The sequence below is a fragment of the Brevundimonas sp. FV1ps31S genome (assembly GCF_058681265.1).
In genome coordinates, this window is sequence record NZ_CM178735.1 from 2,499,436 (window position 1) to 2,523,277 (window position 23,842).

At 66.8% G+C, this 23,842-nt stretch carries 30 protein-coding genes; 17 read left to right on the top strand and 13 right to left on the bottom strand.

Features of this window, described 5'->3' with window-relative positions; genetic code table 11:
• Positions 1-15: 15 nt before the first annotated feature.
• The 3 genes from ACVPT3_RS11875 to ACVPT3_RS11885 are packed head-to-tail and all read right to left on the bottom strand — an operon-like array spanning position 16 to position 2,324.
• The gene (locus ACVPT3_RS11875) at positions 16-591 is read right to left on the bottom strand and encodes a DUF6468 domain-containing protein (RefSeq protein ID WP_492041088.1); all 576 of its coding nucleotides are present in this window, start codon (positions 589-591) and stop codon (positions 16-18) included.
• Positions 591-1,631, bottom strand: a complete 1,041-nt coding sequence (gene fliM / locus ACVPT3_RS11880; RefSeq protein ID WP_492041089.1) for a flagellar motor switch protein FliM — start codon at positions 1,629-1,631, stop codon at positions 591-593. The genes ACVPT3_RS11875 and fliM overlap by 1 nt, the downstream gene beginning before the upstream one ends.
• 3 nt (positions 1,632-1,634) lie before the next feature.
• Positions 1,635-2,324 carry a flagellar basal body-associated FliL family protein gene (locus ACVPT3_RS11885; RefSeq protein ID WP_492041090.1) on the bottom strand — a complete coding sequence of 230 codons (690 nt, stop codon included), beginning with the start codon at positions 2,322-2,324 and terminating at the stop codon, positions 1,635-1,637.
• A 179-nt stretch (positions 2,325-2,503) separates the two neighbouring features.
• Between ACVPT3_RS11885 and flgF the strand changes: the two genes are divergently transcribed.
• From flgF to ACVPT3_RS11925, 8 genes are all read left to right on the top strand, one after another.
• On the top strand, positions 2,504-3,244 hold the full coding sequence (gene flgF / locus ACVPT3_RS11890) for a flagellar basal-body rod protein FlgF (RefSeq protein ID WP_492041091.1): 741 nt from the start codon (positions 2,504-2,506) through the stop codon (positions 3,242-3,244).
• Between the two features lie 14 nt (positions 3,245-3,258).
• The gene (gene flgG, locus ACVPT3_RS11895) at positions 3,259-4,047 is read left to right on the top strand and encodes a flagellar basal-body rod protein FlgG (RefSeq protein WP_492041092.1); all 789 of its coding nucleotides are present in this window, start codon (positions 3,259-3,261) and stop codon (positions 4,045-4,047) included.
• Positions 4,048-4,050: 3 nt separating this feature from the next.
• Positions 4,051-4,665, top strand: coding sequence for a flagella basal body P-ring formation protein FlgA (locus ACVPT3_RS11900; protein ID WP_492041093.1), 615 nt, complete (start codon positions 4,051-4,053; stop codon positions 4,663-4,665).
• Between the two features lie 11 nt (positions 4,666-4,676).
• The gene (gene flgH / locus ACVPT3_RS11905) at positions 4,677-5,411 is read left to right on the top strand and encodes a flagellar basal body L-ring protein FlgH (protein WP_492041094.1); all 735 of its coding nucleotides are present in this window, start codon (positions 4,677-4,679) and stop codon (positions 5,409-5,411) included.
• 102 nt (positions 5,412-5,513) lie between these two features.
• On the top strand, positions 5,514-5,993 hold the full coding sequence (locus tag ACVPT3_RS11910) for a hypothetical protein (protein WP_492041095.1): 480 nt from the start codon (positions 5,514-5,516) through the stop codon (positions 5,991-5,993).
• A 50-nt stretch (positions 5,994-6,043) separates the two neighbouring features.
• Positions 6,044-6,538, top strand: coding sequence for a hypothetical protein (locus tag ACVPT3_RS11915; protein WP_492041096.1), 495 nt, complete (start codon positions 6,044-6,046; stop codon positions 6,536-6,538).
• 9 nt (positions 6,539-6,547) lie between these two features.
• On the top strand, positions 6,548-7,051 hold the full coding sequence (locus tag ACVPT3_RS11920; protein ID WP_492041097.1) for a hypothetical protein: 504 nt from the start codon (positions 6,548-6,550) through the stop codon (positions 7,049-7,051).
• Positions 7,052-7,113: 62 nt separating this feature from the next.
• The gene (locus ACVPT3_RS11925; protein WP_492041098.1) at positions 7,114-8,913 is read left to right on the top strand and encodes a DUF885 domain-containing protein; all 1,800 of its coding nucleotides are present in this window, start codon (positions 7,114-7,116) and stop codon (positions 8,911-8,913) included.
• 154 nt (positions 8,914-9,067) lie between these two features.
• Here the strand turns inward: ACVPT3_RS11925 and ACVPT3_RS11930 are convergent, their stop codons facing one another.
• From ACVPT3_RS11930 to cysG, 5 genes are read right to left on the bottom strand one after another with little or no spacing between them, the layout of a single operon-like run.
• Complete coding sequence (locus tag ACVPT3_RS11930; protein WP_492041099.1) at positions 9,068-10,066, bottom strand: cysteine synthase A; 999 nt, start codon at positions 10,064-10,066, stop codon at positions 9,068-9,070.
• 36 nt (positions 10,067-10,102) lie between these two features.
• The gene (locus tag ACVPT3_RS11935; protein ID WP_492041100.1) at positions 10,103-11,182 is read right to left on the bottom strand and encodes a phosphoadenylyl-sulfate reductase; all 1,080 of its coding nucleotides are present in this window, start codon (positions 11,180-11,182) and stop codon (positions 10,103-10,105) included.
• Complete coding sequence (locus ACVPT3_RS11940; protein ID WP_492041101.1) at positions 11,166-12,836, bottom strand: nitrite/sulfite reductase; 1,671 nt, start codon at positions 12,834-12,836, stop codon at positions 11,166-11,168. Before ACVPT3_RS11940 ends, ACVPT3_RS11935 begins: the two co-directional genes overlap by 17 nt.
• Entirely contained in the window at positions 12,836-13,111 is a 276-nt protein-coding gene (locus tag ACVPT3_RS11945) for a DUF2849 domain-containing protein (protein WP_492041102.1), read from the bottom strand. The genes ACVPT3_RS11940 and ACVPT3_RS11945 overlap by 1 nt, the downstream gene beginning before the upstream one ends.
• The gene (gene cysG / locus ACVPT3_RS11950) at positions 13,108-14,496 is read right to left on the bottom strand and encodes a siroheme synthase CysG (protein ID WP_492041103.1); all 1,389 of its coding nucleotides are present in this window, start codon (positions 14,494-14,496) and stop codon (positions 13,108-13,110) included. Before cysG ends, ACVPT3_RS11945 begins: the two co-directional genes overlap by 4 nt.
• 122 nt (positions 14,497-14,618) lie before the next feature.
• Here cysG and gcvA point away from each other — a divergent pair, with 122 nt between their 5' ends.
• Positions 14,619-15,548 (top strand): transcriptional regulator GcvA, encoded by a 930-nt coding sequence (gene gcvA, locus ACVPT3_RS11955; protein ID WP_492041104.1) that lies wholly within the window; start codon positions 14,619-14,621, stop codon positions 15,546-15,548.
• Positions 15,549-15,566: 18 nt separating this feature from the next.
• Here gcvA and ACVPT3_RS11960 read toward each other — a convergent pair whose 3' ends face one another.
• The 4 genes from ACVPT3_RS11960 to ACVPT3_RS11975 form a co-directional block, all read right to left on the bottom strand.
• Positions 15,567-16,070, bottom strand: coding sequence for a hypothetical protein (locus tag ACVPT3_RS11960; protein WP_492041105.1), 504 nt, complete (start codon positions 16,068-16,070; stop codon positions 15,567-15,569).
• Positions 16,063-16,536: a hypothetical protein gene (locus ACVPT3_RS11965; protein ID WP_492041106.1), complete on the bottom strand. Its 474-nt coding sequence runs from the start codon at positions 16,534-16,536 to the stop codon at positions 16,063-16,065. Before ACVPT3_RS11965 ends, ACVPT3_RS11960 begins: the two co-directional genes overlap by 8 nt.
• A 74-nt stretch (positions 16,537-16,610) precedes the next feature.
• The gene (locus ACVPT3_RS11970) at positions 16,611-17,486 is read right to left on the bottom strand and encodes a M56 family metallopeptidase (RefSeq protein WP_492041107.1); all 876 of its coding nucleotides are present in this window, start codon (positions 17,484-17,486) and stop codon (positions 16,611-16,613) included.
• Positions 17,479-17,847: a BlaI/MecI/CopY family transcriptional regulator gene (locus tag ACVPT3_RS11975; protein WP_492041108.1), complete on the bottom strand. Its 369-nt coding sequence runs from the start codon at positions 17,845-17,847 to the stop codon at positions 17,479-17,481. The genes ACVPT3_RS11970 and ACVPT3_RS11975 overlap by 8 nt, the downstream gene beginning before the upstream one ends.
• Positions 17,848-18,073: 226 nt before the next feature.
• On the opposite strand from ACVPT3_RS11975, the gene purB reads away from it, so the two are divergent.
• From purB to ACVPT3_RS12005, 6 genes are all read left to right on the top strand, one after another.
• The gene (gene purB / locus ACVPT3_RS11980; RefSeq protein WP_492041109.1) at positions 18,074-19,375 is read left to right on the top strand and encodes an adenylosuccinate lyase; all 1,302 of its coding nucleotides are present in this window, start codon (positions 18,074-18,076) and stop codon (positions 19,373-19,375) included.
• A 43-nt stretch (positions 19,376-19,418) separates the two neighbouring features.
• On the top strand, positions 19,419-19,664 hold the full coding sequence (locus ACVPT3_RS11985) for a type II toxin-antitoxin system Phd/YefM family antitoxin (RefSeq protein ID WP_492041110.1): 246 nt from the start codon (positions 19,419-19,421) through the stop codon (positions 19,662-19,664).
• On the top strand, positions 19,654-19,938 hold the full coding sequence (locus ACVPT3_RS11990) for a type II toxin-antitoxin system RelE family toxin (RefSeq protein ID WP_492041111.1): 285 nt from the start codon (positions 19,654-19,656) through the stop codon (positions 19,936-19,938). The genes ACVPT3_RS11985 and ACVPT3_RS11990 overlap by 11 nt, the downstream gene beginning before the upstream one ends.
• Complete coding sequence (locus ACVPT3_RS11995) at positions 19,935-20,438, top strand: DNA-deoxyinosine glycosylase (protein WP_492041112.1); 504 nt, start codon at positions 19,935-19,937, stop codon at positions 20,436-20,438. The genes ACVPT3_RS11990 and ACVPT3_RS11995 overlap by 4 nt, the downstream gene beginning before the upstream one ends.
• Positions 20,438-21,280 (top strand): formyltetrahydrofolate deformylase, encoded by an 843-nt coding sequence (gene purU, locus ACVPT3_RS12000; protein ID WP_492041113.1) that lies wholly within the window; start codon positions 20,438-20,440, stop codon positions 21,278-21,280. Before ACVPT3_RS11995 ends, purU begins: the two co-directional genes overlap by 1 nt.
• A gap of 106 nt (positions 21,281-21,386) precedes the next feature.
• The gene (locus ACVPT3_RS12005) at positions 21,387-22,016 is read left to right on the top strand and encodes a fasciclin domain-containing protein (protein ID WP_492041114.1); all 630 of its coding nucleotides are present in this window, start codon (positions 21,387-21,389) and stop codon (positions 22,014-22,016) included.
• A gap of 194 nt (positions 22,017-22,210) precedes the next feature.
• Here ACVPT3_RS12005 and ACVPT3_RS12010 read toward each other — a convergent pair whose 3' ends face one another.
• A complete protein-coding gene (locus ACVPT3_RS12010) occupies positions 22,211-22,546 on the bottom strand; it encodes a DUF1476 domain-containing protein (protein WP_492041115.1) in 336 nt (111 codons plus the stop codon).
• A 277-nt stretch (positions 22,547-22,823) separates the two neighbouring features.
• On the opposite strand from ACVPT3_RS12010, the gene purC reads away from it, so the two are divergent.
• The gene (gene purC / locus ACVPT3_RS12015) at positions 22,824-23,582 is read left to right on the top strand and encodes a phosphoribosylaminoimidazolesuccinocarboxamide synthase (protein WP_492041116.1); all 759 of its coding nucleotides are present in this window, start codon (positions 22,824-22,826) and stop codon (positions 23,580-23,582) included.
• Entirely contained in the window at positions 23,582-23,818 is a 237-nt protein-coding gene (gene purS / locus ACVPT3_RS12020; protein ID WP_492041117.1) for a phosphoribosylformylglycinamidine synthase subunit PurS, read from the top strand. The genes purC and purS overlap by 1 nt, the downstream gene beginning before the upstream one ends.
• The last annotated feature ends 24 nt before the right edge of the window (positions 23,819-23,842 follow it).

Consider the following 23,842-nt stretch of genomic DNA (forward strand, 5'->3'; position numbering starts at 1 on the left):
AATGGGGTTCCGGACTCAGGCGGCGAACAGATCGTCGTCGAGATTACGACGCGCGGCGTTTAGGTTTTGTTTTGCAATCTGGTTAGCGGACCCGGCTGCAGTCAGGGCCTGGACGATGGCGGCGACATTGTCGCGGCCGGCCGGAACGCCCGCTCGCGGCGCGGCGGCGGGAGCCGTCATGCCCTGGATCCGCTGAGCCAGCACGGCCATGCGGCGGGCGCGTTCCTCGTCATCATTAACGGCGGCAGGCGCGGCGGGGCGGAAGGCCTCGGCCTGGACCGGTGCGCTTTCCTCCGGGGCGCGAGCCGGCGCGATGGGCGCGCCCCGCGCGATCAGGGTCTCCAGCTGCTGCTTGACCTCGCGCGCCTTGATGATGCGGTCGTGCAGGAGGTCGGTCTCCTGGCCCGAGGCGCGCAAGGTCGCCAGGGCCGCTTCGGCGCGGCCGGCGGCGGCGTTCAGCTCGGTCACCGCCTGGGCGAAGGCCAGCTGACCGGCGCGCAGGGCCGCAAGCTTGCGCTCCAGCTTGATCCCATAGCCGATCGCCGCGATCAGCAGCGCCATCAGCACCCCGTCCATGATCATGCCGGCCATCAACGAGACCCTCTAATACGGGCGGCGGCCTCGGGATTGATCGGTCCCTCGACCCGCACGGCGATGTGCTGGCCCTTGCGGCCCATCCGGCCGGTGGTCAGCGGTATGGCGCCCGCCTGAATCGAGATCTCCGAATCTGGCGTGGCGTTCAGCATCATCGTATCGCCCACCTTGAGATTCAACACGGTGGACAGCGGCATGGTCTGTTCGTCCAGCACCGCGCGCACCTCGGTCTCGGTCGTCCAGATTTCCGTGGCCAAGTGGCCTTCCCAGATGTTGTCGCGGCCGAACTTCTCGCCCATGAACTGCTGCAGCAGCATTTTCCGGATGGGCTCAAGCGTCGCATAGGGCAGCAGCAGTTCGATCCGGCCGCCGCGATCCTCCATGTCGATGCGGAGCTTGATCAGGATGGCGGCGTTGGCTGGACGGGCGATGGCGGCGAAGCGCGGATTGGTCTCTAGCCGGTCCAGATTGAAGGTGACCGGGGTCAGGGGTTCGAACGCCTGCCGGGCGTCGTTCAGCACCACCTCGACCATCCGCTGCACCAGCACCCGCTCGATAGTGGTGTAGGGCCGCCCCTCGATCCGCAGCGCCGCTGTGCCGCGCCGTCCGCCCAGCAGGACGTCCACGATCGAATAGATCAGGTTGGAATCGACCGTCAGCAGACCGTAGTTGTCCAGCTCCTCCGCCCGGAACACCGCGAGGATGGCCGGCAGCGGGATCGAGTTCAGATAGTCGCCGAACCGGATCGACGAGATATTGTCCAGCGACACCTCGACGTTGTCGGAGGTGAAATTCCGCAGCGAGGTCGTCATCAACCGCACCAGGCGGTCGAACACGATCTCCAGCATCGGCAGACGCTCGTACGAGACGAGGGCCGAATTGATGATGGCTCGGATGCCTGATTTCTCGGAGCCGTCGTCGTCGCCGAGATCGAAGCCCAGCAGACTGTCGATCTCGTCCTGATTCAGAACGCGCTCGGACATGGCGTCCGCGGGATCGCCCAAGCCTCCGAAGGCCTCGATCGGGGCGTCGGTCATGCTCTAGTTCACCAGCATTTCTTCAATCAGCACCGCATCGACCTTGCCCGGCGCGGCGATCAGATTAACCCGCCGTAGTATCTCGGCGCGCAGCTGATAGGTCCCAGCCGAACCGCTCAGGTCCTCGGGCCGAAGTTCGCGCATGAAGCCGGTGAACATGTCCTGCAGACGCGGCATTTCGGACTGGAGTTGGGTGGCGACTTCGGCGTCGTGCATTTCCAGAGTGAGCTTCAGCTTCAGGAAGGTCGCCCGACCGCCCGTCGACTGGATGTTCATGACCATGTCCGGCAGGGTGTAGAAGGTCACGCCGTCAGGCCCTTCCGAGATCTTGCCCAGCGACGGGTCGGCCTCGCCGCCCTCGGCGGGCGCGCCATGTCCCCCGCCCTCTTCCTTTTTCGCTTCCTTGCCGTGCCCTCCGGCCTCGGCCTTTTCCTCGCCGTGGCCGGCTGCGGCCTCTTCACCGTGACCTTCCGCCGCCGCTTCGCCATGAGCCTCCGCGGGTTTGGGCTTCATCAGGAAGAAGGCCGCGGCGCCGCCTCCACCCAGCACCAGCAAGGCGACCGGGGCGATGATGAACAGGATCGGCAGCTTCTTTTTCTTCGGCGCGCCCTCTTCGCCCTCGGCGCCCTCTGCAGCGGCCGGCGCGTCGGCTTCAGCGTTCGGGTCGCCCTTCTTCTTGCCAAACTTCAACATGCGCTCGCCCCGGAGAATCTCATGGGGAGGATCGACCGGGCTTGGTTAACGCCACGTTTACAAACGGCAGATTTTGCCGGGCTAGGGGGTGTCCCTTAGGGCGCAAACCCGCATTCCGCCTTGATTAACCCTGTTGGCACGGCCGTTGCGTGGAGGATTGGCGAAGGAGCACGCCTCTCGTGGAAAACGCCGCCTATATCGGATTGTCCCGTCAGATGACGCTGCGCCGCGAACTCGATATCGTGGCCAACAACGTCGCCAACGCCGACACCACCGGATTCAAGGTCGAACAGCTGATGGTCGGCACGGAAGTGGGCCAGCGGGCCCGCAACGACGCCATCCGTCCTTCGGCCAGCTTCGTGCTGGACAACGGCGTCGGTCGCGACTTCGGCCAAGGGGCGATGTCGGAGACCGGCCGTCCCCTTGATTTCGCCATCGCCGGCGAGACCGCCTTCTTCACCGTGCGCGACGGAGCCGCCGGCGAGGCCTATACCCGCGACGGCGCCTTCACCATCGACCCCGAGGGACGGCTGACCACCAAACAGGGCCAGGCCGTCCTGGGCGGCGGGGCCGAGATCGTGCTCGACCCGAACCTCGGCGCCGTCTCGGTCGGCGCCGACGGCACCATCACCCAGGACGGCCAGATCACCGGCCGTCTGTCCGTGGTCCGCTTCGACACCCCGGGCGTGCTCGAGAAGGGCGGCGACGGTCTTTACCGCAACGCCTCCAACATCCAGCCGGTCGAGGCGAACGACGTCCAGATTCATCAGGGCTCGCTGGAGGCGTCGAACGTCAATCCGTTGATGGAAATCACCAATCTCATCGAGATCAGCCGGGCCTACGAGAGCATCACCCGGATGATCGAGAACACCACCGACCTCAGCCGTCGCGCCGTCGAGCGCCTCGGCCGGGCCGCTTAAAGGAGAGCCGGACAATGCGCGCGCTCAGAACCGCAGCCTCGGGCATGGCCGCCCAGCAGCTGAATGTGGAGGTCATCTCCAACAACATCGCCAACATGAACACGGTGGGCTTCAAGAAGCAGCGCGCCGAGTTCCAGGACCTGCTGTACCAGAACGTCGAACGGATGGGAGCGCAATCGTCCAGCCAGGGCACCGTCGTCCCGACCGGCATCCAGATCGGTGCGGGCGTCAAGGCCGGCGCCGTCTACCGCGTCACCGAACAGGGCACGCCCCAAGCGACCGGCAACCCCTATGACATGGCCATTGACGGCAAGGGCTATTTCCAGATCACCCTGCCGTCGGGCGAGATCGGCTACACCCGGGCCGGCAATCTGCAGGTCAACCAGGAAGGCCAGATCGTCACCGACGATGGCTATGCGCTGGAGCCGGCCATCACCATTCCGCAGGACGCCACCGACATCACCATCTCCAAGTCGGGGCTGGTGCAGGTGACGCAGGCGGGTCAGACCGCGCCGACCACGGTCGGACAGATCGAGCTGGCCACCTTCTTCAACGAGGCCGGCCTGGAGGCCATCGGCGACAATCTGCTGTTGGAGACCGCCGCCTCGGGCGCCGCCAATGTCGGCACGCCGGGCGACGTCGGCTTCGGCCAGATTCTGCAGGCCTATACCGAAGCTTCGAACGTCGACTCGGTGTCCGAGATCAGTGCGCTGATCGTTGCGCAGCGCGCCTATGAAATGAACTCCAAGGTCATCTCCACCGCCGACGAAATGCTGTCGGTGGCGGCCCAGGTGAAGGGGTAAGCCATGATCAGCCTTCGCACCCTGCTCGTCTCCGCCGTCTTCTGCGCCCTTGCCGGCGCAGCCGTCGCCGCGCCTGTGACGCTGAAGTCCAATCCGGTCGACGCCGATGGCGACGTCACCCTGGGCGACGTCTTCGACGGCGCCGGCGCCGCAGCCGGGGTCGTTGTGGCCCGACGCGTCGGCCCCTCCGTCGTGTTCGAGGCCGGCCAGCTGCAGGCTCAGGCCCGTCAGGCCGGGCTGGACTGGGACAATCCCGCCGGCCTGCGCCGCGTCGTCGTTCGGCGATCCTCCGCTCCCGACCTTGATACAGGGAGCACCCAGACCGCAGCGCTTCAAGCGCGACAGTCCTCTGTCGCCGCCGGTCCCGCGCGACAAGTCTCCGGCCAACAGGTCATCGCCCGCAACGACATGGTGCGCGTTACCTATCAGGTCGGCGGGGTGAACCTGAGCATCATGGGCAAGGCCATGCGCAATGCGCGCCAGGGCGAGCCTGTCGCCGTCCTCAATACCGCCTCCAACCGGATCATCGATGCTGTGGCGTCCGGCCCGGGCCAGGCGGTCGCCGGCCCCGTCGCCGACATCACTCGCGCCACGTCTCAACAGTTCGCCGCCCGCTAGGGAATTCCGTCATGCGTAAGACTCTGATCCTCATCGCCGCCGGCGCCTCCCTGGGGGCCTGTTCGACCGCCGTCGAAGCCGTCCGCGGACCGCAACTGGCCCCGATCGGCTATCCCGCCGCCCTGGTTCCGGTCCAGCAGGCCTATATGCCCGCCCCGGCCCTTCGCGGAGAATCGACCCCCGCCAGCGCCAACAGCCTGTGGCGCATCGGCGCCCGCACCTTCTTCGGCGACCAGCGCGCCCGCCACGTCGGCGACATCCTGACCGTAAAAATCGATATCGACGACCGGGCCCAGACGCAAAACACCACCGCGCGGTCGCGGTCGAACGACTCCTCGGCCGGGGTTTCGAACTTCTTCGGCCTGGAGAACAGCCTGGGCCGCGCCTTCCCCGGCGGGTTCGATCCCGCCAACATGGTCGGGCTGGAAGGTGAATCCAACGCCACCGGTTCCGGATCGGTCAGCCGCTCTGAGAAGGTCTCCCTGACCGTCGCGGCGGTCGTCACCGATGTTCTGGCCAACGGCAACATGGTGATCCAGGGTCGGCAAGAAGTGCGCACCAATCGCGAGGTCCGCGAACTGACCGTCGCCGGCATCGTGCGGCCCGAGGACATTTCATCGGCCAACTCGATCAACCATACCCAGATCGCCGAAGCCCGCATCTCCTACGGCGGCCGCGGCGACATCAGCCGGATGCAGGCCACCCCAGCGGCCCAGAGCCTAGTCGAGCGGTTCAGCCCCTTCTAGGCCACACCCGTGATGCGGCCATGCCACAGGTCATAATCATCAAAGCGGAGCCGTGAACCGTTAACGTCTACCCGCGTTTGCCAGCCAGACGCGAGTACTGACATGTTCAAGGTTCTGATCCCCGCCGCCGCCTCAGTCGTCCTGGTCGCTTTCGCCGCCCGGACCCAGCCGCTCGAGCCCGCGCCGTCTCCTGCCTACGCCGAGGCTCCGGCGATGGCGTGGCATGTCAGCCACGAAGGGACTATGGCCAAACTGGCTTATGGCGTCGCCAACTCCGATCAGTTGGCGATGATGATCACCTGTTCGCCGGGGGATGCGACCGCCGTGATCTATGGCGATGTGCAGCCGGACTCGCCGCGCTTGATCGCCACCTCGTTCGGCCCCACACCCCTGGACCCAATGAGCGGCGGCGACGCGGTCGAGACGCGCCTGTCCCTGAGAGACGCCAGCCTGACAGGCTTGGTTTCAAGGGGCGCTATGTCCGTCCAGGGCGATGCCGGACGTTTCCAGCTCAAGGCTGATTCGGCCGAGCGGGGAATGATCTCCAACTTCCTCGCCTATTGCGGATCGTCACGCGCTTGACGAAATGAAGCTGGGACGCGCCTTGCGTCCGCTGTGGGCGGGGCTGATCGATGAATCCTTTTCTCGCGGCCGCCCTGGTGCTCGCTGCCCAGACGGCGGGTCTGCAGACGGCAGGCGCCCAGGCTGCCGGGTCCCAGGTCCCTGCGCCTCAATCGGGACCGGATTGGACCTGGACACTTTATGAAGGCGGCGGTCCCGTCGTTCTCGCCAACGAAATCCCCGACACCCCTCGCCTTCGGGTCACCCTTCAGTGCGATCCTCCGGGCGGCTTGGTCGACATCACTGTCTATGATGTTCAGGCGGAGCCGACGCCCCGGTCCAGCTTTGCTCGCCTGACCTCGGGCGCGGCCTCGACGACCAGCGAGGCCCGCATCGGTCGGGGCGGCCGACTGGAAGTCGTCCTGCGCACCGACCATCCGCTCTTCGCCGCCTTTGTAGGATCCGGCGACCTCTCGATCATGGCCGGGGAAACAGGCGGCGTGATCAAGGTCGAACGTTCCCATCTTGCCAAGCTTCGACGCTTCGCCGACCGTTGCTCCAGATAGGAGTCGATCATGCGCCTGGTGAAGCCCTTCCTGCCCCTTCTGGCTCTGTCGGCGCTCGCCGCCTGCGCCACGCCCCATCCCGGCGCAGCGCCCCAGTTGACGTCGGAGGCAGCCGGGCCGGCCCCCGTCTCGGACCTCGACTGGCATCTGCACCAGGAGCCGCCGGAAAACAGCCTCACCTATGGTCTCGCCGACAGCGACGAGGTGAAGCTGAAACTGTCCTGCCGCACGGCGTCCGGCGTGCTGGACCTCGCCGCGGTGGTGGACAAGCCGACGTCCCACCTGCGTCTGGAATCCGGCGGCGATATGGAAACCTATGCGGCGATGTCCGAACCCGCCGGCATCATCCCGGGCCACTATGCCGAGGCGCAGGCCAAGGCCAAGGATCCTGTCTTCCAGCGCTTCCGTCGCCTGGGCTGGATCGCTGTCTGGGAGGGCGACGAACGCCGGACCTATGCCGCCCACCCGTCGTCCCGAACCGGCATCGAACGCTTCTTCGCCGCCTGCGACTGATCTCTGCGGCTTGACCGCCTCGCCGCGGTCCGCTTGCCTGTCGATCATCTGGAAGGGGCGTCATGAATATTTCCTACCTGGCCGTTGCGGCTGTTTTCGCCATAGCGGCGCCGTCGACCGCCGGCGCCCAGCCGTCCCCGGTCGCCGTGCCCCCCGTCCAGACGCCTGCGCCGACGCCGGCCCAGATCGCCCTCGACGCCGTGATCGCGGACTACGAAACCTATCTGAAGTCTATCGACCCCTTCTCCGCCGGCGAGGAAGGCGACGTGGACGCCATGGGCCGGGTGCCGGATCTGTCGCGCGAATTCGAACTGGCCCAGCGCGCGCCGCTGGAAACCTTCGTGGCCCGGCTACAGGCCATCGCCCCCTCAGGCCTGTCCCACAGCGGCGGCATCAACCACGCCTTCCTGCTCTACAGCCTGAAGCGCAGCCTCGAGGGGCTCGACTATGACACCTCGCGCCTGGCCTTCGACAGCGAGGGCGGGCCGGGGACCTGGGCCCTCTATGTCGGCGGAAGCACGCGACTGAACTCGGTCGCCGAGGCCGAGGCCTATGTGCGCCGCATCCGGGGCTTCGGCGACATCTACGCCCAGACCACGGCGAACGCCCGGCGCGGCCTTGAAACCGGTCTGGTGCAGGCGCGCTCGGTGACCGAAAGCGCGCTGGCGCTGGCGCGCAACGACGTTGCGATCACACCCGACGCCGAGCCGCTGCTGAAACCCCTGTCCACCCTGCCCTCGACCGTGCCGCAGGCCGAGCGCGATCGGCTGAAGGCCCAGGCCGCGTCGGCCGTCGCCTCGACCATCGTTCCGGCGCGCCGGGCCTGGCTGACCTTCCTCGAGACCGAATACCTGCCCAAGACCCCGACCGAACCGGGTCTGGGAAACCGCCCCGGCGGCAAGGCGATGTACGCCTATCTCGTGCGCGGCCACACGACCACGGACCTGACGCCGGACCAGATCCACCAGATCGGCCTGTCCGAGGTCGCCCGCATCCGCGCCCGAATGGATGTGGAGATGAAGGCCGCTGGCTGGACCGGCGACTTCGCCGGCTTCCTGGCCTTCCTGCGCACCGATCCCCAATTCTACGCCCCCACGCGCGAAGCCCTGATCGAGAAGGCGTCGGAGATGGCCAAGCGCGCGGACGGCGGCCTGCCGGCCCTGTTCGCCACCCTGCCCCGCCTGCCCTACGACGTGCAGCCGGTCCCGCCCCAGATCGAGGAAAACTACACCACCGGTCGCTACAACGGCGGCTCGATGCAGAACGGCGTGGCCGGTCACTATGTGGTCAATACGTCGAAGCTGAACCAGCGCCCGCTGTATGAACTGCCCGCCCTGACCCTGCACGAGGCCGTGCCCGGCCACCACATCCAGATCGCCCTGCAACAGGAGGCCGAGGGCCAACCCTATTTCCGTCGCCAGGCCAATGTCACCGCCTTCACAGAGGGCTGGGGCCTGTACGCCGAATTTCTTGGCGAGGAGATGGGCTTCTACCGTACGCCCTACGAACGGTTCGGCCGCCTGTCCTACGAGATGTGGCGCGCCTGCCGCCTGGTCGCGGACACCGGCCTGCACTGGATGGGCTGGAGCGAAGAACAGGCGCGCGCCTGTTTCCGCGACAACTCGGCCCTCGCGCCCCACAATATCGAGACCGAGCTTCAGCGCTACATCGGCTGGCCCGGCCAGGCCACGGCCTACAAGATCGGCGAAATCCGCCTGCGCGAAATCCGCGCCCGCGCCGAGCGCGAACTGGGGCCGAAGTTCAACATCCGCACCTTCCACGACGCCCTGCTGACGGAGGGCCCGCTGCCGCTGGCCCTGCTGGACCAGCGCATGGACGCCTGGATCGCAGAGGAGAAATAGGACCTTCCCCCGCTTGCGGGGGAAGTGTCAGGTCGTGGCGCGAAGCGACACGCCTGACGATGGGGGAAGTCTTCCGTTTAAACGAGACTCCCCTCTCCGACCCTGGTCCGCTGCGCGGACACCGGGCCACCTCTCCCGCAAGCGGGAGAGGGTCCTAAGCCCACCCCGGAACCGGCAAACCCTTCGAGCGCAGGAATTCCGGATTGAACAGCTTGGACGCATAGCGCGAGCCCGGATCGCACAGGCAGGTGACAATCGTCTTGCCCGGCCCGATCTCGCGCGCCAACCGCACGGCGCCGGCGATATTGACCCCAGCCGATCCGCCCAGCGACAGGCCTTCATACTTCACCAGGTCGAACAGGATTGGCAGGAACTCGGCGTCTTCGATCCGATAGGCGTGATCGGGCTTGAACCCTTCGAGATTGCCGGTGATCCGCGCCACCCCGATCCCCTCGGTGATCGACGAGCCTTCGCCCTTCATCTCGCCCTTGGTGAACCAGTTGAACAGGGCCGCGCCGGCCGGGTCGGCCAGGGCGATGGTCACGTCCGGCTTCTTCTCGCGCAGATAGGCGGCGACGCCCGAGATGGTGCCGCCCGAGCCAACGGCCGAGACGAAGGCGTCGATCTTGCCGCCGGTCTGCTCCCAGATCTCCGGCGCGGTCGTCGTATAATGGGCGTCGCGGTTGGCGGTGTTGTCGAACTGGTTCGCCCAGATCGCCCCGGCCGCCTCGCTCTCGTTCAGTTCGGACGCCAGACGCCCCGAATAATGGACGAAATGGTTCGGGCTGGAGAAGGGGGCGGCGTCCACCTCGACCAGACGCGCGCCCAGCGAACGGATGGCGGACTTCTTCTCTTCCGACTGGGTGCGCGGAATGACGATGACCACCGGATGACCCAGGGCCGCCCCGACCAGGGCCAGGCCGATGCCGGTGTTGCCCGCCGTGCCCTCGACGATGGTCCCGCCGGGCTTCAGTGCGCCCGACGCCCGCGCGGTCTGGACGATAGACAGGGCGGCGCGGTCCTTGATCGACCCGCCGGGGTTCATGAACTCGGCCTTGCCCAGGATTTCGCAGCCCGTCTCATCGGACAGGCGGTTCAGGCGGACCAGCGGCGTATGGCCGATCAGGTCGATGACAGACGGTGTGACGGACACGTTTCAGCTTTCAGGCGAAATCGAACGGGAGGGGGATCAGGCCGCGACCTGACGCTTGCCTAGGTGGATGCCGCACTCGACCTTGTCCATCCCCGACCAGCGTCCGGCGCGCGCCTCTTCGTCCTCCTGGACCGCGCGGGTGCAGGGCCAGCAGCCGATGGAGCGATAGCCCTGCTCGACCAGGGGGTGACGCGGCAGGTCGTGCGCCTCCAGCCAGGCCTCGACGTCGTCGGCGTCCCAGTCGGCCAGCGGATTGATCCGCAGCACCCCGTCCAGCACCTCGAACGGCTTCAGTTCGGCGCGCGTGGCGGCCTGATAGCGTTTGCGCCCGGTGATGACGGCGTTGAACCCCGCCGTCGCCCGCGCCAAAGGCCGCACCTTCCGCAGGTCGCAGCAGGCGTCGGCGTCGGTCCGCCACAGGTCGTCGCGCGCGTCCAGGGTCGCTTTTTCGTTCGCGTCGGGCGTGACCAGCCGCACGTCGGTCAGGCCCAGGGCCTTGGTCAGCTGGGTGCGATAGGACAGGGTCTGGAGGAAATGCTGACCCGTTTCCAGAAAGACCACCGGCACGTCCCGGTCCGTCTCGGCGACGATGTGCAGCAGGGCCGCCGATTCCGCCCCGAACGAGGATATGGCGCCGACACGCAGACCCAGCGCCGGATCCAGCGCCGCTTTCAGTATTTCCGAAGCGTCCTTGCCGGCCGTCTCGCGGTTCAGCCGGTCGGCCAGACCTTGCAGGTCGGGGTCGTTCGACGCCGCCCGCCGCCTTTGCCAGATGGTCGGCGCCGGATCGACCGCCGGCTGATAGGAACCGCTGAACGCATGGTCCATCCGCGCCCACGCCGTCGTGTCCGCGCCGGGCGCCAGCTCCACCGCGTCAAAGCCCGAGCGCCGCAGTTGCCGCGCCTGGTCCGGCAAGACCTTGCCCGCCGCGATCAGACGTCCGGCATAGCCCCGCTCGCGCAGCACCGCCGCCAGCGAGAAGCCGCGCCCGTCGCGAAAGGCGTCGAACTCCAGCACCAGCACGTCGGTCGCGGCGGCGGCGGCCTCGACCTCGTCCAGCGGGGTCGTGACCGACAGGCGGGGCCCGTTCTGGACCCCTTCAAGCGTTTGCAGCATCGAGCGTCTCATAGATGGCGTCGCGGAAAGGATCGGGACCGACGCGGCGCACCGTGTCGATGAACCGCTCGCCCTCGGCGCGGATTTCAAGATAGCGGTCCAGGGTCCGCTGGATCGCGGGCGCGACCTCGTCCGCCGGCAGACTCTTGCCGACGATGTCGCCCAGGGCCGCCTGTTCGTCGGGCGAACCGCCGACGGTGATCTGGTAATATTCCTCGCCCTTCCGATCGACGCCCAGCACGCCGATGTGGCCGACGTGGTGGTGGCCGCAGGCGTTGATGCACCCGCTCATATTGATCCGGACCGGCCCCAGCCGCTCCTGATAGTCCATGTCGGCCAGCCGCTTCGACAGGGCCTGGGCCACGGGGATCGACCGGGCGTTGGCCAAACTGCAGTAATCCAGCCCCGGGCAGGCGATCACGTCGGTCGCCAGATCGGCGTTGGCCGTCGCCAGTCCCGCCTCGCGCAACGCCCGCCAGAGCGCCGGCACGTCGTCCAGCTTCACATGCGGCAGGACCAGGTTCTGCTCATAGGCGGCGCGCAGTTCGTCGAAGGCGTATCGCTCGGCAAGATCCGCCACCGCGTCCATCTGGTCCGCCGTGATGTCGCCCGGCACCCCGCCGACCGGCTTCAGCGAAACCACCACCGAGGCGTAGCCCGCCTTGCGGTGACGCCGCACATTGTTCCTCGCGAACCGGGCGAAGTCCGGATCGGCCAGCAGGGCGCGGTCGAACGGCGCGCTCGCCTTGGGCAGATCCTCGAACGGCGGCGGGGCGAAATAGGCCTTGATCCGCTCGGCCTCGTCTTCCGGGATCCGCAGGTCTTCCAGGCGCAGGGTGGCGTAATGCTTGTCCACCTCCTCGCGGAAGGCCTCCAGCCCGACCGAGGCGACCAGGATCTTGATCCGCGCCTTATGGATATTGTCGCGCCGTCCCAGCAGGTTCCACGCCCGCAGTATGGCGGTCAGATAGGCCAGCAGGTCCGCCGCCGGCACGGCCGATGCAATCTCCTGGCCGATATGGGGCAGACGCCCCTGCCCCCCGCCGACGAAGACGCGGAAAGCCGTCCCGCCGTCCTCGCCACGCACGATCTGAAGCCCCACGTCATGGGTGCGGATCGCCGCCCGATCCTTCTCGGCCCCGATCACCGCAATCTTGAACTTGCGCGGCAGGAAGCTGAACTCCGGGTGGATCGTCGACCACTGCCGGATGATCTCGCACCAGGGACGCGGATCCTCGATCTCGTCGTCGGCGGCGCCGGCGAAGACGTCGGTCGTCGTGTTGCGGATGCAGTTGCCCGAGGTCTGGATGGCGTGCATCTCGACATCGGCCAGATCGCTCAGGATCGCCGGCAGATCGGTCAGGGCCGGCCAGTTGTACTGGATGTTCGTCCGCGTGGTGAAATGGCCGTAGCCCTTGTCATAGGTGCGGGCGATATGGGCCAGCTGGCGCATCTGCCGACTATTGAACGTCCCATAGGGAATGGCGACCCGCAGCATATAGGCGTGGAGTTGCAGATAGACCCCGTTCATGAGCCGCAGCGGCTTGAACTCGTCCTCGGTCAGGGCGCCGGACGCGCGGCGCGCCACCTGGTCGGAAAACTCCTCGACCCGTTCACGCACCAGAGCGTGGTCGAACTCGTCGTAGCGATACATCAGGCGGACTCCCGCACCAGGCTGTTGCCCACGGTCGGCCCGGTCGCGCGGATCCGCTCCTTCAGCCGGTCCCGGCCCGAGGGCGTGCGCTCCTGAACCTCGACCAGATAGGGATTGACGAAGATGTCCGGTCGCCCGGCGACCTCGGCCAGCACGATCTCGGCCGTGGCGTCGTCCAGGGTCGAGGCCTGATCGATGCCCTCGACCGGCTGATTGTCCACGCCCGCATAGATGACACGGCCATCCGACAGACGGTTTGCGGTGACGATCTTCACGCCGCGAACTCCGCACGTACGTCCAACTGGGCCGCCGAGAAGGCCGCCGTCTCGCCGACGAACAAGAGGGCCGGCCCGCTCAGGTCGGCGCCGCGCACCAGGGCGCCCAGCCCGTCCAGTCGGCCGGTCAGCACCCGTTCGTCCGGCCGGCTGCCGTTCTCGACAATGGCGACCGGGGTCGAGCCCAGACGGCCCGCCGCCATCAGCTTGGCCGCCGTCTCCTCGGCCCGGTCCACGCCCATATAGATGGCCAAGGTATGGTTGGCTCCAGCCAGTCGGGTCCAGTCGGCGTCGACGCCGCCCGGCTTGGCCTGGGCCGTCACGAAGGTCACCGCCTGGGCGTGGTCGCGGTGGGTCAGCGGAATCCCCGCCGAGGCCGCGCAGGCCAAGGCCGCCGTCACGCCCGGCACGACGAAGACCGGCACGCCCGCCGCTCGCATGGCCTCCAGTTCCTCGCCGCCGCGACCGAAGACGAAGGGATCGCCGCCCTTCAGCCGCACGACGCGGTGCCCCGCCTTGGCCTCCTCGATCATCAGGGCCTCGATCTGGTCCTGTGGCACCGAATGTTCGCCGCGCGCCTTGCCGACATACAGGCGTTTGGCGTCGCGCCGCGCCCGCTCCAGCACCGCATCCGGCACCAGCCGGTCGTGAATAATGACATCGGCGTCCTGCAACACCCGCAGCGCCTTCAGGGTCAGCAGCTCGGGATCGCCCGGCCCCGCCCCGACGATATGGACCACGCCCTGTTCCGGCGCGGCCGAATTCAGCAGCCGCAGCATCTCGCGCCGCGCCTCGGCCGTGCGGCCTGCCGCGGCCAGATCGGCCGCCGGCCCCCGGAACGCCTTCTCCCAGAACCGACGCCGCGCCATGAAGTCGGGCACATTCGCCTTGACCGTGTCGCGCAGCTCGCGCGCCAGCCGGGCCACATTGGCCAGACCCGCCGGCAGCACGCCCTCGATCCGCGAGCGCACGTCGCGCGCCAGTATGGGCGCCGATCCGCCGGTGGCGACCCCGATCACAACCTCGTCGCGGTCGATCAGGGCCGGGGTCTGGAAGTCGCTCAGATGGGGCTTGTCCACCACATTGACCTGAGCCCCCGCCGCCCGGGCCAGGGCGCCCAGCCGCGTCAGCTCATCCGCGTCGTCCAGGGCCATGAAGACCAGACGCGCGCCCGCCAGGTCGTCCGCCTCGGGCGTACGCAGCACCGGCTCCGGCGCCGTCAGCGGCGTCTCCATCTTCGGCGGCGCGCCATCCGGCGCGAACCACAGCAGCTCGGCCGGCGTGTTCAGAAACAGTCGCAGCTTGGCCAGGGCGGGCTCACCGCCGCCTATGATCACGATCTTGGCGGCCTCGAGCGGAATGGAGGCGAGAAATACACGCATCATCTTGCTTTCAGGGCCGTCATCAGGGGAAGAAGGGGACGACGGCAGAGCGCGAACCATCGGCTTCCCCGTCCAGACCCGCAAACCAGATTGCCTTTGGCTCGCTGATAGGATTTCTAACGGCGATGGCCCGTTCCCTGCTCCCGCTCAACGCCCTTCGCGCCTTCGAGGCCGCCGCGCGTCACCTGAACTTCTCGCGCGCCGCCGACGAATTAGCGGTGACGCCGGGCGCCGTCAGCCAGCAGATCCGCCTGCTCGAGGACATCGTCGGCGGCCCCCTGTTCGTGCGTGAGGCGCGCGGCCTGCAACTGACCGACCTGGGCCGCTCCTCCGTCCCCCTGCTGCGCGAAGGGTTCGAGCGGCTGATGGACGCCTCGGCCCTGCTGCGCGAACCGCCGCGCCGTAAACAGGTGTCGATCAGCGTCGCGCCCGGCTTCGCCTCCAAATGGCTGATGCCGCGCATGGACGACTTCCACACCGCCCATCCCGAGATCGAGCTGTGGATCTCGGCCGACATGGAGCCGGCCGACCTGACCGAGGGCAAGGTCGATCTCGCCGTCCGCTACGGCCCCGGCGACTATCCCGGCCTGACCGTGGACCGGCTGATGACCGAGACGGTCCTGCCCGTCTGCGCCCCATCCCTGATGGACGGCGAACACCCGATCCGCACGCCCGCCGACCTGATGCGCCACACCCTGCTGCACGACATGTCCAACGACGGCGACCCCAGCCGCCCCGACTGGGCCATGTGGCTGAAGGCGCGCGGCGTGCGCCACCCAGACCCGCGCCGGGGCTCACGTTTCAACCAGTCGGGCCTGCTGATCGAGGCCGCCATGGCCGGCCGCGGCGTCGCCCTGGCCAAACGCACCCTGGCCCAGGCCGACCTCGCCTCCGGCCGCCTGGTCGCCCCCTTCCCCGACGGTTCGGAAGCGGTCGGCTTCGCCTATTCCGTCGTCCAGCCCCGCGACCGCCCGCCGTCGCCCAGCGCCACGGCCTTCGTCGCCTGGCTGAAGCGGCAGGCCGTGGATCACGACAATACGATGGGGCAGCTCTAGGGGATCCGCCGTCTCGCCTCACCAGGCGGAGGGCCAGATCTTATTGCTGCGCCCGCCATCCTGATCGCTGTTGTCACCGACGCGCCAGCCCTTGAGACAGGGGCCGAGCCGCACGTATCGCCTCTGCTGGACGAAGACCTGAGGCGGGCGCGCATTCAGCCGTTCCGCGCGAAAATCGACGGTGAACCTGTCCGCGGAGCCTGTTTTGCGCGTTCGCACCAGGAATTTCTGGCCGGACAGGGTGCAGGTCTGGATCTTCCCGCCCTCGATCTCGACCGGCGCTCGCGAAATCTCGCAGTCCTGCTCCTGAACCGAAGGCATCAACTCGGCGAAACCGTCGCTGAGCTTTCGGTCGGCGCAGATCCGCACCGGCCGCGCGTCCCCGTCCGGCGTCTCGACCTGCCACAGCGCCGGCGGGTCCACGGCCGCCTGTCGGTCCAGCCAACGGTGGGTGTCGGCCTCGCAGGCGGTCAGCATCAAGACCGCGACCAGGCCGATCACCGCCCGCCCGCCCTCATTCACCGCCCGATTCCTTACCCAAGCGCCGGTCGTGAACCGCCCGCAGATGGGCCAGGCTGAACACAGCGACAGCAGATGCGAGCGTGCCCGCGACGGCGATCAGCGCCAGTTCCGCATTGCCCTGGGCCAGTTGCAGGGGCGACGGCGGTCGGTTGAACCAGGCCTGGTAGACATTCCAGCAGAGAAGATTGTGGAACACGGCAGCCAGGGCGATCAATGGGCCGCCGACGCGCAATCCGGACACGAAGCCCGCTCCGGCGGACGCCCGCCCCAATCGTCCCCGCACCGCGATCACCAGGGCTGCGATCGCACAGGCCAACAGACCCAGAACAATCACCTTGTTCAGCGGCCCCGCATCATTGAACGCCGCGAGAATTTTCAGGCCGCGTCCCCCCGGCTCCACGGTTTGCGCCTGGGCGCTCCAGGCGGACAGGCTCGCCGCCAAGATCAAAAAGGACTTAAGGCGCATGACATCTCTCCCAGTGGGTTACAAATGTAATCTGATTTACATTTGTAGATTGGTCAAGCCTGTCCTTTGCGATTTCAACGCGCCTGCGTCGGCGGCAACAGTCGAAGATGGAGCACTACTCCCGGCCGCACGCGGGGCTCCTCAGGCGTCGCCGGTTGCAGCCGCCAGGCCGTCCCCGCCGTAACCGCCAGGACGGCGACGGTGAACAGCAGCCCAGCGCTGGACGGCGACCAACAACTGAGCCGCAGCGCCCGTAGCCGCGCCTCCAGCGCCGCGACGCCGCCCTGGGTCCACCCGCACCCAAGCGGGCTTGCGGACGCCGACCCCGCCTTCAACAAGGCTTCCGCATAGAGCCGCCGCCGGCCGGGGCGTCCCGCCATCACCGTGGCGTCGCAGGCCAGCTCCTGGTCGAACCGCAGCATCCCCGCGCCGAGATGCGCGAGCGGATTGAACCAGAACAGGCACCGAAGCCCGGCGACGACGGCGTTCACTCTCAGATCCCCCCGCTCCCGGTGCGCCCGTTCATGCGCGCGGATCAGGGCGACTTCTTCCTGCGACCATCGACGGTCCGCGTCGGCCGGCATGACCAGCCGCCCGACCAGCACGCCGATAAGGGCTGGGCCCGCCTCGCCTCGCCGCTCCAAGGCGGCGAACCGGCGCTGAGCGACGACCATGGCCAGGGCGCTGACCAGCATGCCGCCGACCCAGGTCAACACCAGACCGATCTGGACCTCGCGTGCCGCAAACAGCCCCAGGCCCGCCGCCCCCGAAAGCGCGCCCTCACGCGGAATACAGACCGCAACCAAGGCGACGGGAACCGCCCACCAAAGTCCATAGGCGGCGCGGGGACCGAACCACTGACGGAAAAACCCTCGAAGACAGGCGACAAACCCGACCGCGCCCGCCAGCGCCAGGTTCAGCTCCAGCAGCAGACCGATCAGGTCACGCATCGTCGTCCAGCCGGTCGATCAGCGCCTTCAACCGCCGACGATCCTCGGCGCTCAGCGTCTTGCGATCCGCGAACTGGGCCACGAGCGGCGCGAGCTGCCCCCCGAACAACCGGTCCAGCAGGGTCTCGCTCTCGGCCTGCACATAGTCCGCCCGTTCGAGCACCGCATGATAGCTGTGCCGACCGTTGGCCCGCTCGGACCGAATGGCGCCCTTCCGCAGCAAGCGGTTGATCAGGGTCTTGACCGTCGCCTCGCCCCAGCTCGCCTCGGACAAGACCGCCGCGATCAAATCCTCCGCCGACAGCGGCTGCCCTCGCCACAAGGCCTCCATGACCGTGAACTCGGCGTCGGTGATCTTCATAGTCGCATGACTCCCGCGTCGATGTACGCTTGTAATACAGCCTTCAGCAAGACCTTCAATGAGACTTAAGCAGGATGCGATCTTGCGAAGCCCAAATGGGACATCTCTGTGGCGCGAGTCTTCATAGAACCGTGGGGACCAGAGGTCGCCGTGACGTGGTGGTTTTTGCAAGGTCCGCCGCCATGAACCTTGACTCCGGCGCCGCCCGGACCGACACGACCGGCCCATGATCACCCGCTATTCCCGCCCCGTCGCCGCCGCCATCTGGTCGCAAGAGACCAAGTACAAGATCTGGTTCGAGATCGAGGCCCACGCCGCGACCAAGATGGCCGAACTGGGCGTCATCCCCCAGGACGCGGCGGACGCCATCTGGGCCAAGGGCAAGGACGCGACCTTCGACGCCGACCGCATCGACGAGATCGAGCGCACCACCAAACACGACGTCATCGCCTTCCTGACCCATGTGGCCGAGATCGTCGGCGACGAAGCCCGCTTCCTGCACCAGGGCATGACCTCGTCGGACGTGCTGGACACCTGTTTCGCGGTCCAGCTGGCCCGCTCGTCGGACCTGCTGATCGACGGCGTGGACCGGGTTCTGGCGGCGCTGGAGACCCGCGCCAAGGAGCATAAATACACCCCGACCGTCGGCCGCAGCCACGGCATCCACGCCGAGCCCGTGACCTTCGGCCTGAAGCTGGCCGGCTATCACGCCGAGTTCCAGCGCGCCAAACGCCGCCTGGTCACCGCCAAGGAAGAGATCGCCACCTGCGCCATCTCCGGCGCCGTCGGCACCTTCGCCAATGTCGATCCGGCGGTGGAGCAATATGTCGCCGACAAGATGGGACTTCAGGTTGAGCCGGTCTCGACCCAGGTCATCCCGCGCGACCGTCACGCCGCCTTCTTCGCCGCCCTGGGCGTCGTCGCCTCGTCTGTCGAACGCCTCGCCGTCGAGATCCGCCACCTGCAACGCACCGAGGTGCTGGAGGCCGAGGAATTCTTCGACAAGGGCCAGAAGGGCTCGTCGGCCATGCCGCACAAGCGCAACCCGATCCTGACCGAGAACCTGACCGGCCTGGCCCGTCTGGTCCGCTCGGCCGTGACCCCGGCGATGGAAAACGTCGCCCTGTGGCATGAGCGGGACATCAGCCATTCGTCGGTCGAGCGCGGCATCGGTCCCGACGCCACCATCCACCTGGACTTCGCTTTGCAGCGCCTGGCCAATGTGGTGGAGCGGCTGAACGTCTATCCCGAGAACATGCAGGCCAACATCGACCGCCTGGGCGGTCTGGTGCATTCGCAACGGGTCATGCTGGCCCTGACCCAGGCCGGGATCTCGCGCGAGGCGGCCTATGCCGCCGTGCAGGAGAACGCCATGAAGGTCTGGCGCGGCGAAGGCGCCTTCCTGGACTTCCTCAAGGCCGACGACCGAGTCACCCTGCCCGCCGAGCAGCTCGAGGCCCTGTTCGACCTCGGCTACCACACCAAGAATGTGGACGTGGTGTTCAAGCGGGTGTTCGGCGAGGGGTAATCTTCAGTATTGAAAATCGCACCGATTTTCGTACTCTATCTCCATGCAACGGGTCGAAGCCTCTGTCGCGGTCAGCGTCTCTGACCTGAAGAAGAGCCCCAGCGCCGTCATGGACGACGCGGCGGGCCAGACCGTAGCCGTGCTGAACCACAATCGGGTCATGGCCTATATGGTCCCCGCCGCCGCCTATGAGGCGATGGTCGAACGCCTGGACGATCTGGCGCTGATCGAGACCATCCGCCAGCGGCAGGACGAGACGCCAGTGCACGTCTCGCTCGATGCGCTTTGATCTTCAGTTCCTCCCCACTGCGCTGAAAGAGTGGGAGAAACTGGGGGCGCCGGTCCGGGCCCAGTTCAAGAAGAAGCTGGCCGAACGGCTGGAACATCCTCGCGTGCCGAAGGACGCGCTCCACGGGATGCGCGATCACTACAAGATCAAGCTGCGCGACTCCGGATATCGGCTGGTCTATCGGGTCGAGGACGCAATCGTCACGGTGACCGTCGTCGCGATGGGCAGACGCGACCGCCAGGTGTATCGGGACGCGGCGCGTCGGCACGAATGACCAAACACGCCTTCTCCCCCGTCGTCGATGCGGACACCCGCCTGCTGATCCTCGGCAGCCTGCCCGGCGACGCCTCGCTGAAGGCGGCCCAGTACTACGCCCACCCGCGCAACGGCTTCTGGCCGTTGATCGGCGGCGTGCTGGACGAGCCCCTAACCGCCCTGCCCTACCCTGACCGCCTGGACCGGTTGAAGGCACGCGGCGTCGGTCTGTGGGACGTGATCGCCTCGGCACAGCGATCCGGCAGTCTGGACGCGGCGATCCGGTCGCCCGAAGCCGCGGACCTGCGCGGGCTGATCGAAAGCCTGCCGCAACTGCGCGCCGTGGCCTTCAACGGCGGCTTGGCGGCCAAGCTGGGAAGACGGATCCTCGCCGACCTGAATGGCGTCGCCTTGGTCGTTCTGCCGTCCTCCAGCCCCGCCCATGCAATATCCTTGTCGGCAAAGGCGGAGAGCTGGGCCATACTGGGGAACTTTCTCCCGGATAAGCCTGCCGCCTGATGATCCTGACCCTTTCCTGCCCCGACCGCCACGGCATCGTCGCGGCCGTTTCCGCCTTCCTGCTGGAGCGGGACGCCAATATCTCGGACGCCCAGCAGTTCGGGGACGCCTCCAGCGCCACCTTCTTCATGCGCGTGGTGTTCGAACCGGCCGACGGCGATCTGGAGGCGACGATCCGTGACGCCTTCGCCCCCCTGGCCGAGCGGTTCGCCATGGACTGGACCCTGCGCGGGCCGGCGCCGCGCAAGGTGATGATCCTGACGTCCAAATTCGATCACTGCCTGGCGGACCTGCTGTACCGCTGGCGGATCGACGAACTGCCGATGCAGGTGACGGCGATCGTCTCCAACCATCCGCGAGAAATGATCGGCCACGTCGATCTGGGCGACCTGCCCTTCCACCACCTGCCGGTCAGCGCCGCCGACAAACCGGCGCAGGAGCGCGACCTGCTGCGCCTGATCGAGGACACGGGCACGGAACTGGTCGTTCTCGCCCGTTATATGCAGATCCTGTCGGACGATCTCAGCCGCCGGCTGGAGGGACGTTGCATCAACATCCACCATTCCTTCCTGCCGGGCTTCAAGGGCGCCCGCCCCTATCACCAGGCCCATGCGCGCGGGGTGAAGGTCATCGGCGCCACCGCCCACTATGTCACGCCCGACCTGGACGAAGGCCCGATCATCGAACAGGACGTCGAACGGATCAGCCACCGCGACACCCCGGAAGATTTGATCCGTAAGGGTCGTGATATCGAGCGTCGCGTTCTGGCTCGAGCAGTTCGTCGACACCTCGAGGACCGCGTTTTGCTGCAAGGCACAAAGACCGTCGTCTTCGAAGACTGAATGGCCAAGCTGCGTCCTCTTGTCACGCCGCACGCATCCTTTAGGTGAACTCGAACGTAACCTTGTCGTGACCGCCACCGCGCGGACCAACAGGGAACGAAACACCATGACAAATCTTCGCACGCTCATGCTCGTCGCCGTATCCGGCGGGACGCTGATGGCGCTCGGCGCCTGCAACAACAACGAAACCGCCACGCCCGCCGACTCCACCGCCATGGCGCCGGCCGAAGGCGCGGCCATGGCCCCCATGACGGCCGACCCGATGGTCGGCGGCGCCTCCATGAGCCCGAACGAGACCATCGTCGCCAATGCGTCCAAGGCGTCGAACCTGTCCACACTGGTCGCCGCGGTTCAGGCTGCAGACCTGGTCGAGACTCTGCAGGGCCCCGGCCCTTTCACCGTCTTCGCCCCCGACAACGCCGCCTTCGAGAAAATTCCCGAGGCCACCCGCACCGCCCTGATGCAACCGGCCATGAAGGACGACCTGACCAAGATCCTGACCTATCACGTCGTCGTCGGCCGCCTGACCGCAGCCGACATCGCCAGCCAGGCCCAGGCCAATGGCGGGACCGCCACCCTGGAGACGGTTCAGGGCGAAGACCTGAAGGTCGCAGCCGGCCCGAACAACACCTGGGTCATCACCGACGCCAAGGGCGGCACGTCCACCATCACCCAGGCCGACGTGGCTCAATCGAACGGCATGGTCCACGTCGTCGATACGGTTCTGATGCCGTAAAAAATAATTTCAGTCCGGTCGGAACGGGCTGAAACCAAATCCCCCGCCCCGTGTTCTTCAGGGGCGCGAGACGCACAGTACGCCGGGTGAGACATCCCCCAACGTCCCCGGCAAAAAGAAAGGGCCGCACTTTCCCCCGGGTGCGGCCCTTTCGACGTCTGGCGTTCAGGCCCGAAGGCCGATGTCTCTGATGATTATTCGGCGCGCGGCTCGCCGGCGCGAATCTGCTCGCGGGCGATGGAGGCCAGTTCGTCGATCTTGGAGCGGATCTCGCCTTCGGACACCGACAGGCCCGAGGCCTTGAAGTCGCCGGCGACCTTGCGGAACACGTCCTCGTCGCCCGGCTGCTCCATGTCGGCGCGCACGATGGCGGCGGCGTACTGGTCGCTGCTTTCGGCCGACAGGCCCATCTTTTCGGCCGCCCAGTGGCCCAACATCCTGTTGCGCCGGGCGATCGCCTTGAATTCCTGCTCCTGATCGAGGGCGTACTTGGCCTCGAAGGCCTTTTCCCGATCGTCGAAGGTCGTCATGTCGCCAGCATAGCTCCGCACGCCCCGCTAACCTCGGGGCAAGCGCCGTCTATAGCCGGACCGCGCCTGAACGCAACATGACTTCCGTCGCACCCTCGCCGATCGGCTTTACGGCTCCGCCTTATTTGTATCGGGAGCCGCCTTAAGCTAAGGAGACCGCGAACGAGATTGACTGCCCGAACGATTCCAAAACGCGCCGCCAGGACCGGGTCTTCCCCTCTCCACCATGGCCGCGCGATTTTTGTTTCTGGAGGGCGCCCGTAGGCCGGGACGGATTATGAACAACAAGCGCAAGAAGATTTACGAGGGCAAGGCCAAGATCCTTTACGAAGGACCCGAGCCCGGCACCCTGATCCAGTATTTCAAGGACGACGCCACCGCGTTCAACGCGCAAAAGAAGGCGGTCCTTGAAGGCAAGGGCGTGGTCAACAACCAGATCAGCGAATTCATCATGTCGCGCCTGAACGGCATCGGCGTGACCAACCACTTCATCAAGCGCCTGAACCTGCGCGAGCAGCTGATCCGCGAAGTCGAGATCATTCCGCTGGAAGTCGTCTGCCGCAACATCGTCGCCGGCTCGATGAGCCAGCGTCTGGGCATCGAGGAAGGCACGCCCCTGCCCCGCTCGATCATCGAATTCTACTACAAGAAGGACGAGCTCAACGACCCTATGGTCACCGAAGAGCATATCACCGCCTTCAACTGGGCCTCGACCCAGGAACTGGACGACATCCTGGCGATGACGGTTCGGGTCAACGACTATCTGTCGGGCATGTTCGGCGCCGTCGGCATCACCCTGGTCGACTTCAAGATCGAGTTCGGCCGCATCTGGGAAAATGACTTCAGCCGCGTCATCCTGGCCGACGAAATCAGCCCCGACTCCTGCCGTCTGTGGGACGCCACTACGGGCGAGAAGATGGACAAGGATCGATTCCGTCGCGATCTGGGCAATGTCATCGAAAGCTACACCGAAGTCGCGCGTCGACTGGGTATCATGAAGGGCATGCCGACGGTGATTCAGGGAGGGCTGCACTAGTGGCTAAGGTCAAGGTTCACGTCTTCCTCAAGCCCGGCGTCCTGGACGTCCAGGGCAAGGCCGTCGAGGGCGCTCTGCAGGGTCTGGGCTGGTCGGGCGTGTCGAACGCTCGCGTCGGCAAGCTGATCGAGTTCGACCTCGCCGGCGCCGAAGATCCCCAGGCCGAGGCCAAGAAGATGTGCGAGCAGCTCCTCGCCAATACGGTGATCGAAGGCTACCGCATCGAGGCGGCCTGACGCCGATTCTTGTATGTAATGCAC

Bases quoted from the DNA above. Each gene is read 5' to 3' on its own strand.
- ACVPT3_RS11985 (WP_492041110.1), top strand. From the start codon at position 19,419: ATGCAACGGGTCGAAGCCTCTGTCGCGGTCAGCGTCTCTGACCTGAAG.
- ACVPT3_RS11935 (WP_492041100.1), bottom strand. From the start codon at position 11,182: ATGCTGCAAACGCTTGAAGGGGTCCAGAACGGGCCCCGCCTGTCGGTC.
- ACVPT3_RS11920 (WP_492041097.1), top strand. From the start codon at position 6,548: ATGCGCCTGGTGAAGCCCTTCCTGCCCCTTCTGGCTCTGTCGGCGCTC.
- ACVPT3_RS11885 (WP_492041090.1), bottom strand. From the start codon at position 2,324: ATGTTGAAGTTTGGCAAGAAGAAGGGCGACCCGAACGCTGAAGCCGAC.
- cysG (WP_492041103.1), bottom strand. From the start codon at position 14,496: ATGATGCGTGTATTTCTCGCCTCCATTCCGCTCGAGGCCGCCAAGATC.
- ACVPT3_RS11900 (WP_492041093.1), top strand. From the start codon at position 4,051: ATGATCAGCCTTCGCACCCTGCTCGTCTCCGCCGTCTTCTGCGCCCTT.
- ACVPT3_RS11975 (WP_492041108.1), bottom strand. From the start codon at position 17,847: ATGAAGATCACCGACGCCGAGTTCACGGTCATGGAGGCCTTGTGGCGA.
- purB (WP_492041109.1), top strand. From the start codon at position 18,074: ATGATCACCCGCTATTCCCGCCCCGTCGCCGCCGCCATCTGGTCGCAA.
- purU (WP_492041113.1), top strand. From the start codon at position 20,438: ATGATCCTGACCCTTTCCTGCCCCGACCGCCACGGCATCGTCGCGGCC.
- flgH (WP_492041094.1), top strand. From the start codon at position 4,677: ATGCGTAAGACTCTGATCCTCATCGCCGCCGGCGCCTCCCTGGGGGCC.
- ACVPT3_RS11875 (WP_492041088.1), bottom strand. From the start codon at position 591: ATGGCCGGCATGATCATGGACGGGGTGCTGATGGCGCTGCTGATCGCG.
- flgG (WP_492041092.1), top strand. From the start codon at position 3,259: ATGCGCGCGCTCAGAACCGCAGCCTCGGGCATGGCCGCCCAGCAGCTG.
- ACVPT3_RS12005 (WP_492041114.1), top strand. From the start codon at position 21,387: ATGACAAATCTTCGCACGCTCATGCTCGTCGCCGTATCCGGCGGGACG.
- gcvA (WP_492041104.1), top strand. From the start codon at position 14,619: ATGGCCCGTTCCCTGCTCCCGCTCAACGCCCTTCGCGCCTTCGAGGCC.
- ACVPT3_RS11970 (WP_492041107.1), bottom strand. From the start codon at position 17,486: ATGCGTGACCTGATCGGTCTGCTGCTGGAGCTGAACCTGGCGCTGGCG.
- ACVPT3_RS11910 (WP_492041095.1), top strand. From the start codon at position 5,514: ATGTTCAAGGTTCTGATCCCCGCCGCCGCCTCAGTCGTCCTGGTCGCT.
- ACVPT3_RS11940 (WP_492041101.1), bottom strand. From the start codon at position 12,836: ATGTATCGCTACGACGAGTTCGACCACGCTCTGGTGCGTGAACGGGTC.
- fliM (WP_492041089.1), bottom strand. From the start codon at position 1,631: ATGACCGACGCCCCGATCGAGGCCTTCGGAGGCTTGGGCGATCCCGCG.
- ACVPT3_RS11915 (WP_492041096.1), top strand. From the start codon at position 6,044: ATGAATCCTTTTCTCGCGGCCGCCCTGGTGCTCGCTGCCCAGACGGCG.
- ACVPT3_RS11995 (WP_492041112.1), top strand. From the start codon at position 19,935: ATGACCAAACACGCCTTCTCCCCCGTCGTCGATGCGGACACCCGCCTG.
- ACVPT3_RS11965 (WP_492041106.1), bottom strand. From the start codon at position 16,536: ATGCGCCTTAAGTCCTTTTTGATCTTGGCGGCGAGCCTGTCCGCCTGG.
- ACVPT3_RS11925 (WP_492041098.1), top strand. From the start codon at position 7,114: ATGAATATTTCCTACCTGGCCGTTGCGGCTGTTTTCGCCATAGCGGCG.
- ACVPT3_RS12010 (WP_492041115.1), bottom strand. From the start codon at position 22,546: ATGACGACCTTCGACGATCGGGAAAAGGCCTTCGAGGCCAAGTACGCC.
- purC (WP_492041116.1), top strand. From the start codon at position 22,824: ATGAACAACAAGCGCAAGAAGATTTACGAGGGCAAGGCCAAGATCCTT.
- ACVPT3_RS11990 (WP_492041111.1), top strand. From the start codon at position 19,654: ATGCGCTTTGATCTTCAGTTCCTCCCCACTGCGCTGAAAGAGTGGGAG.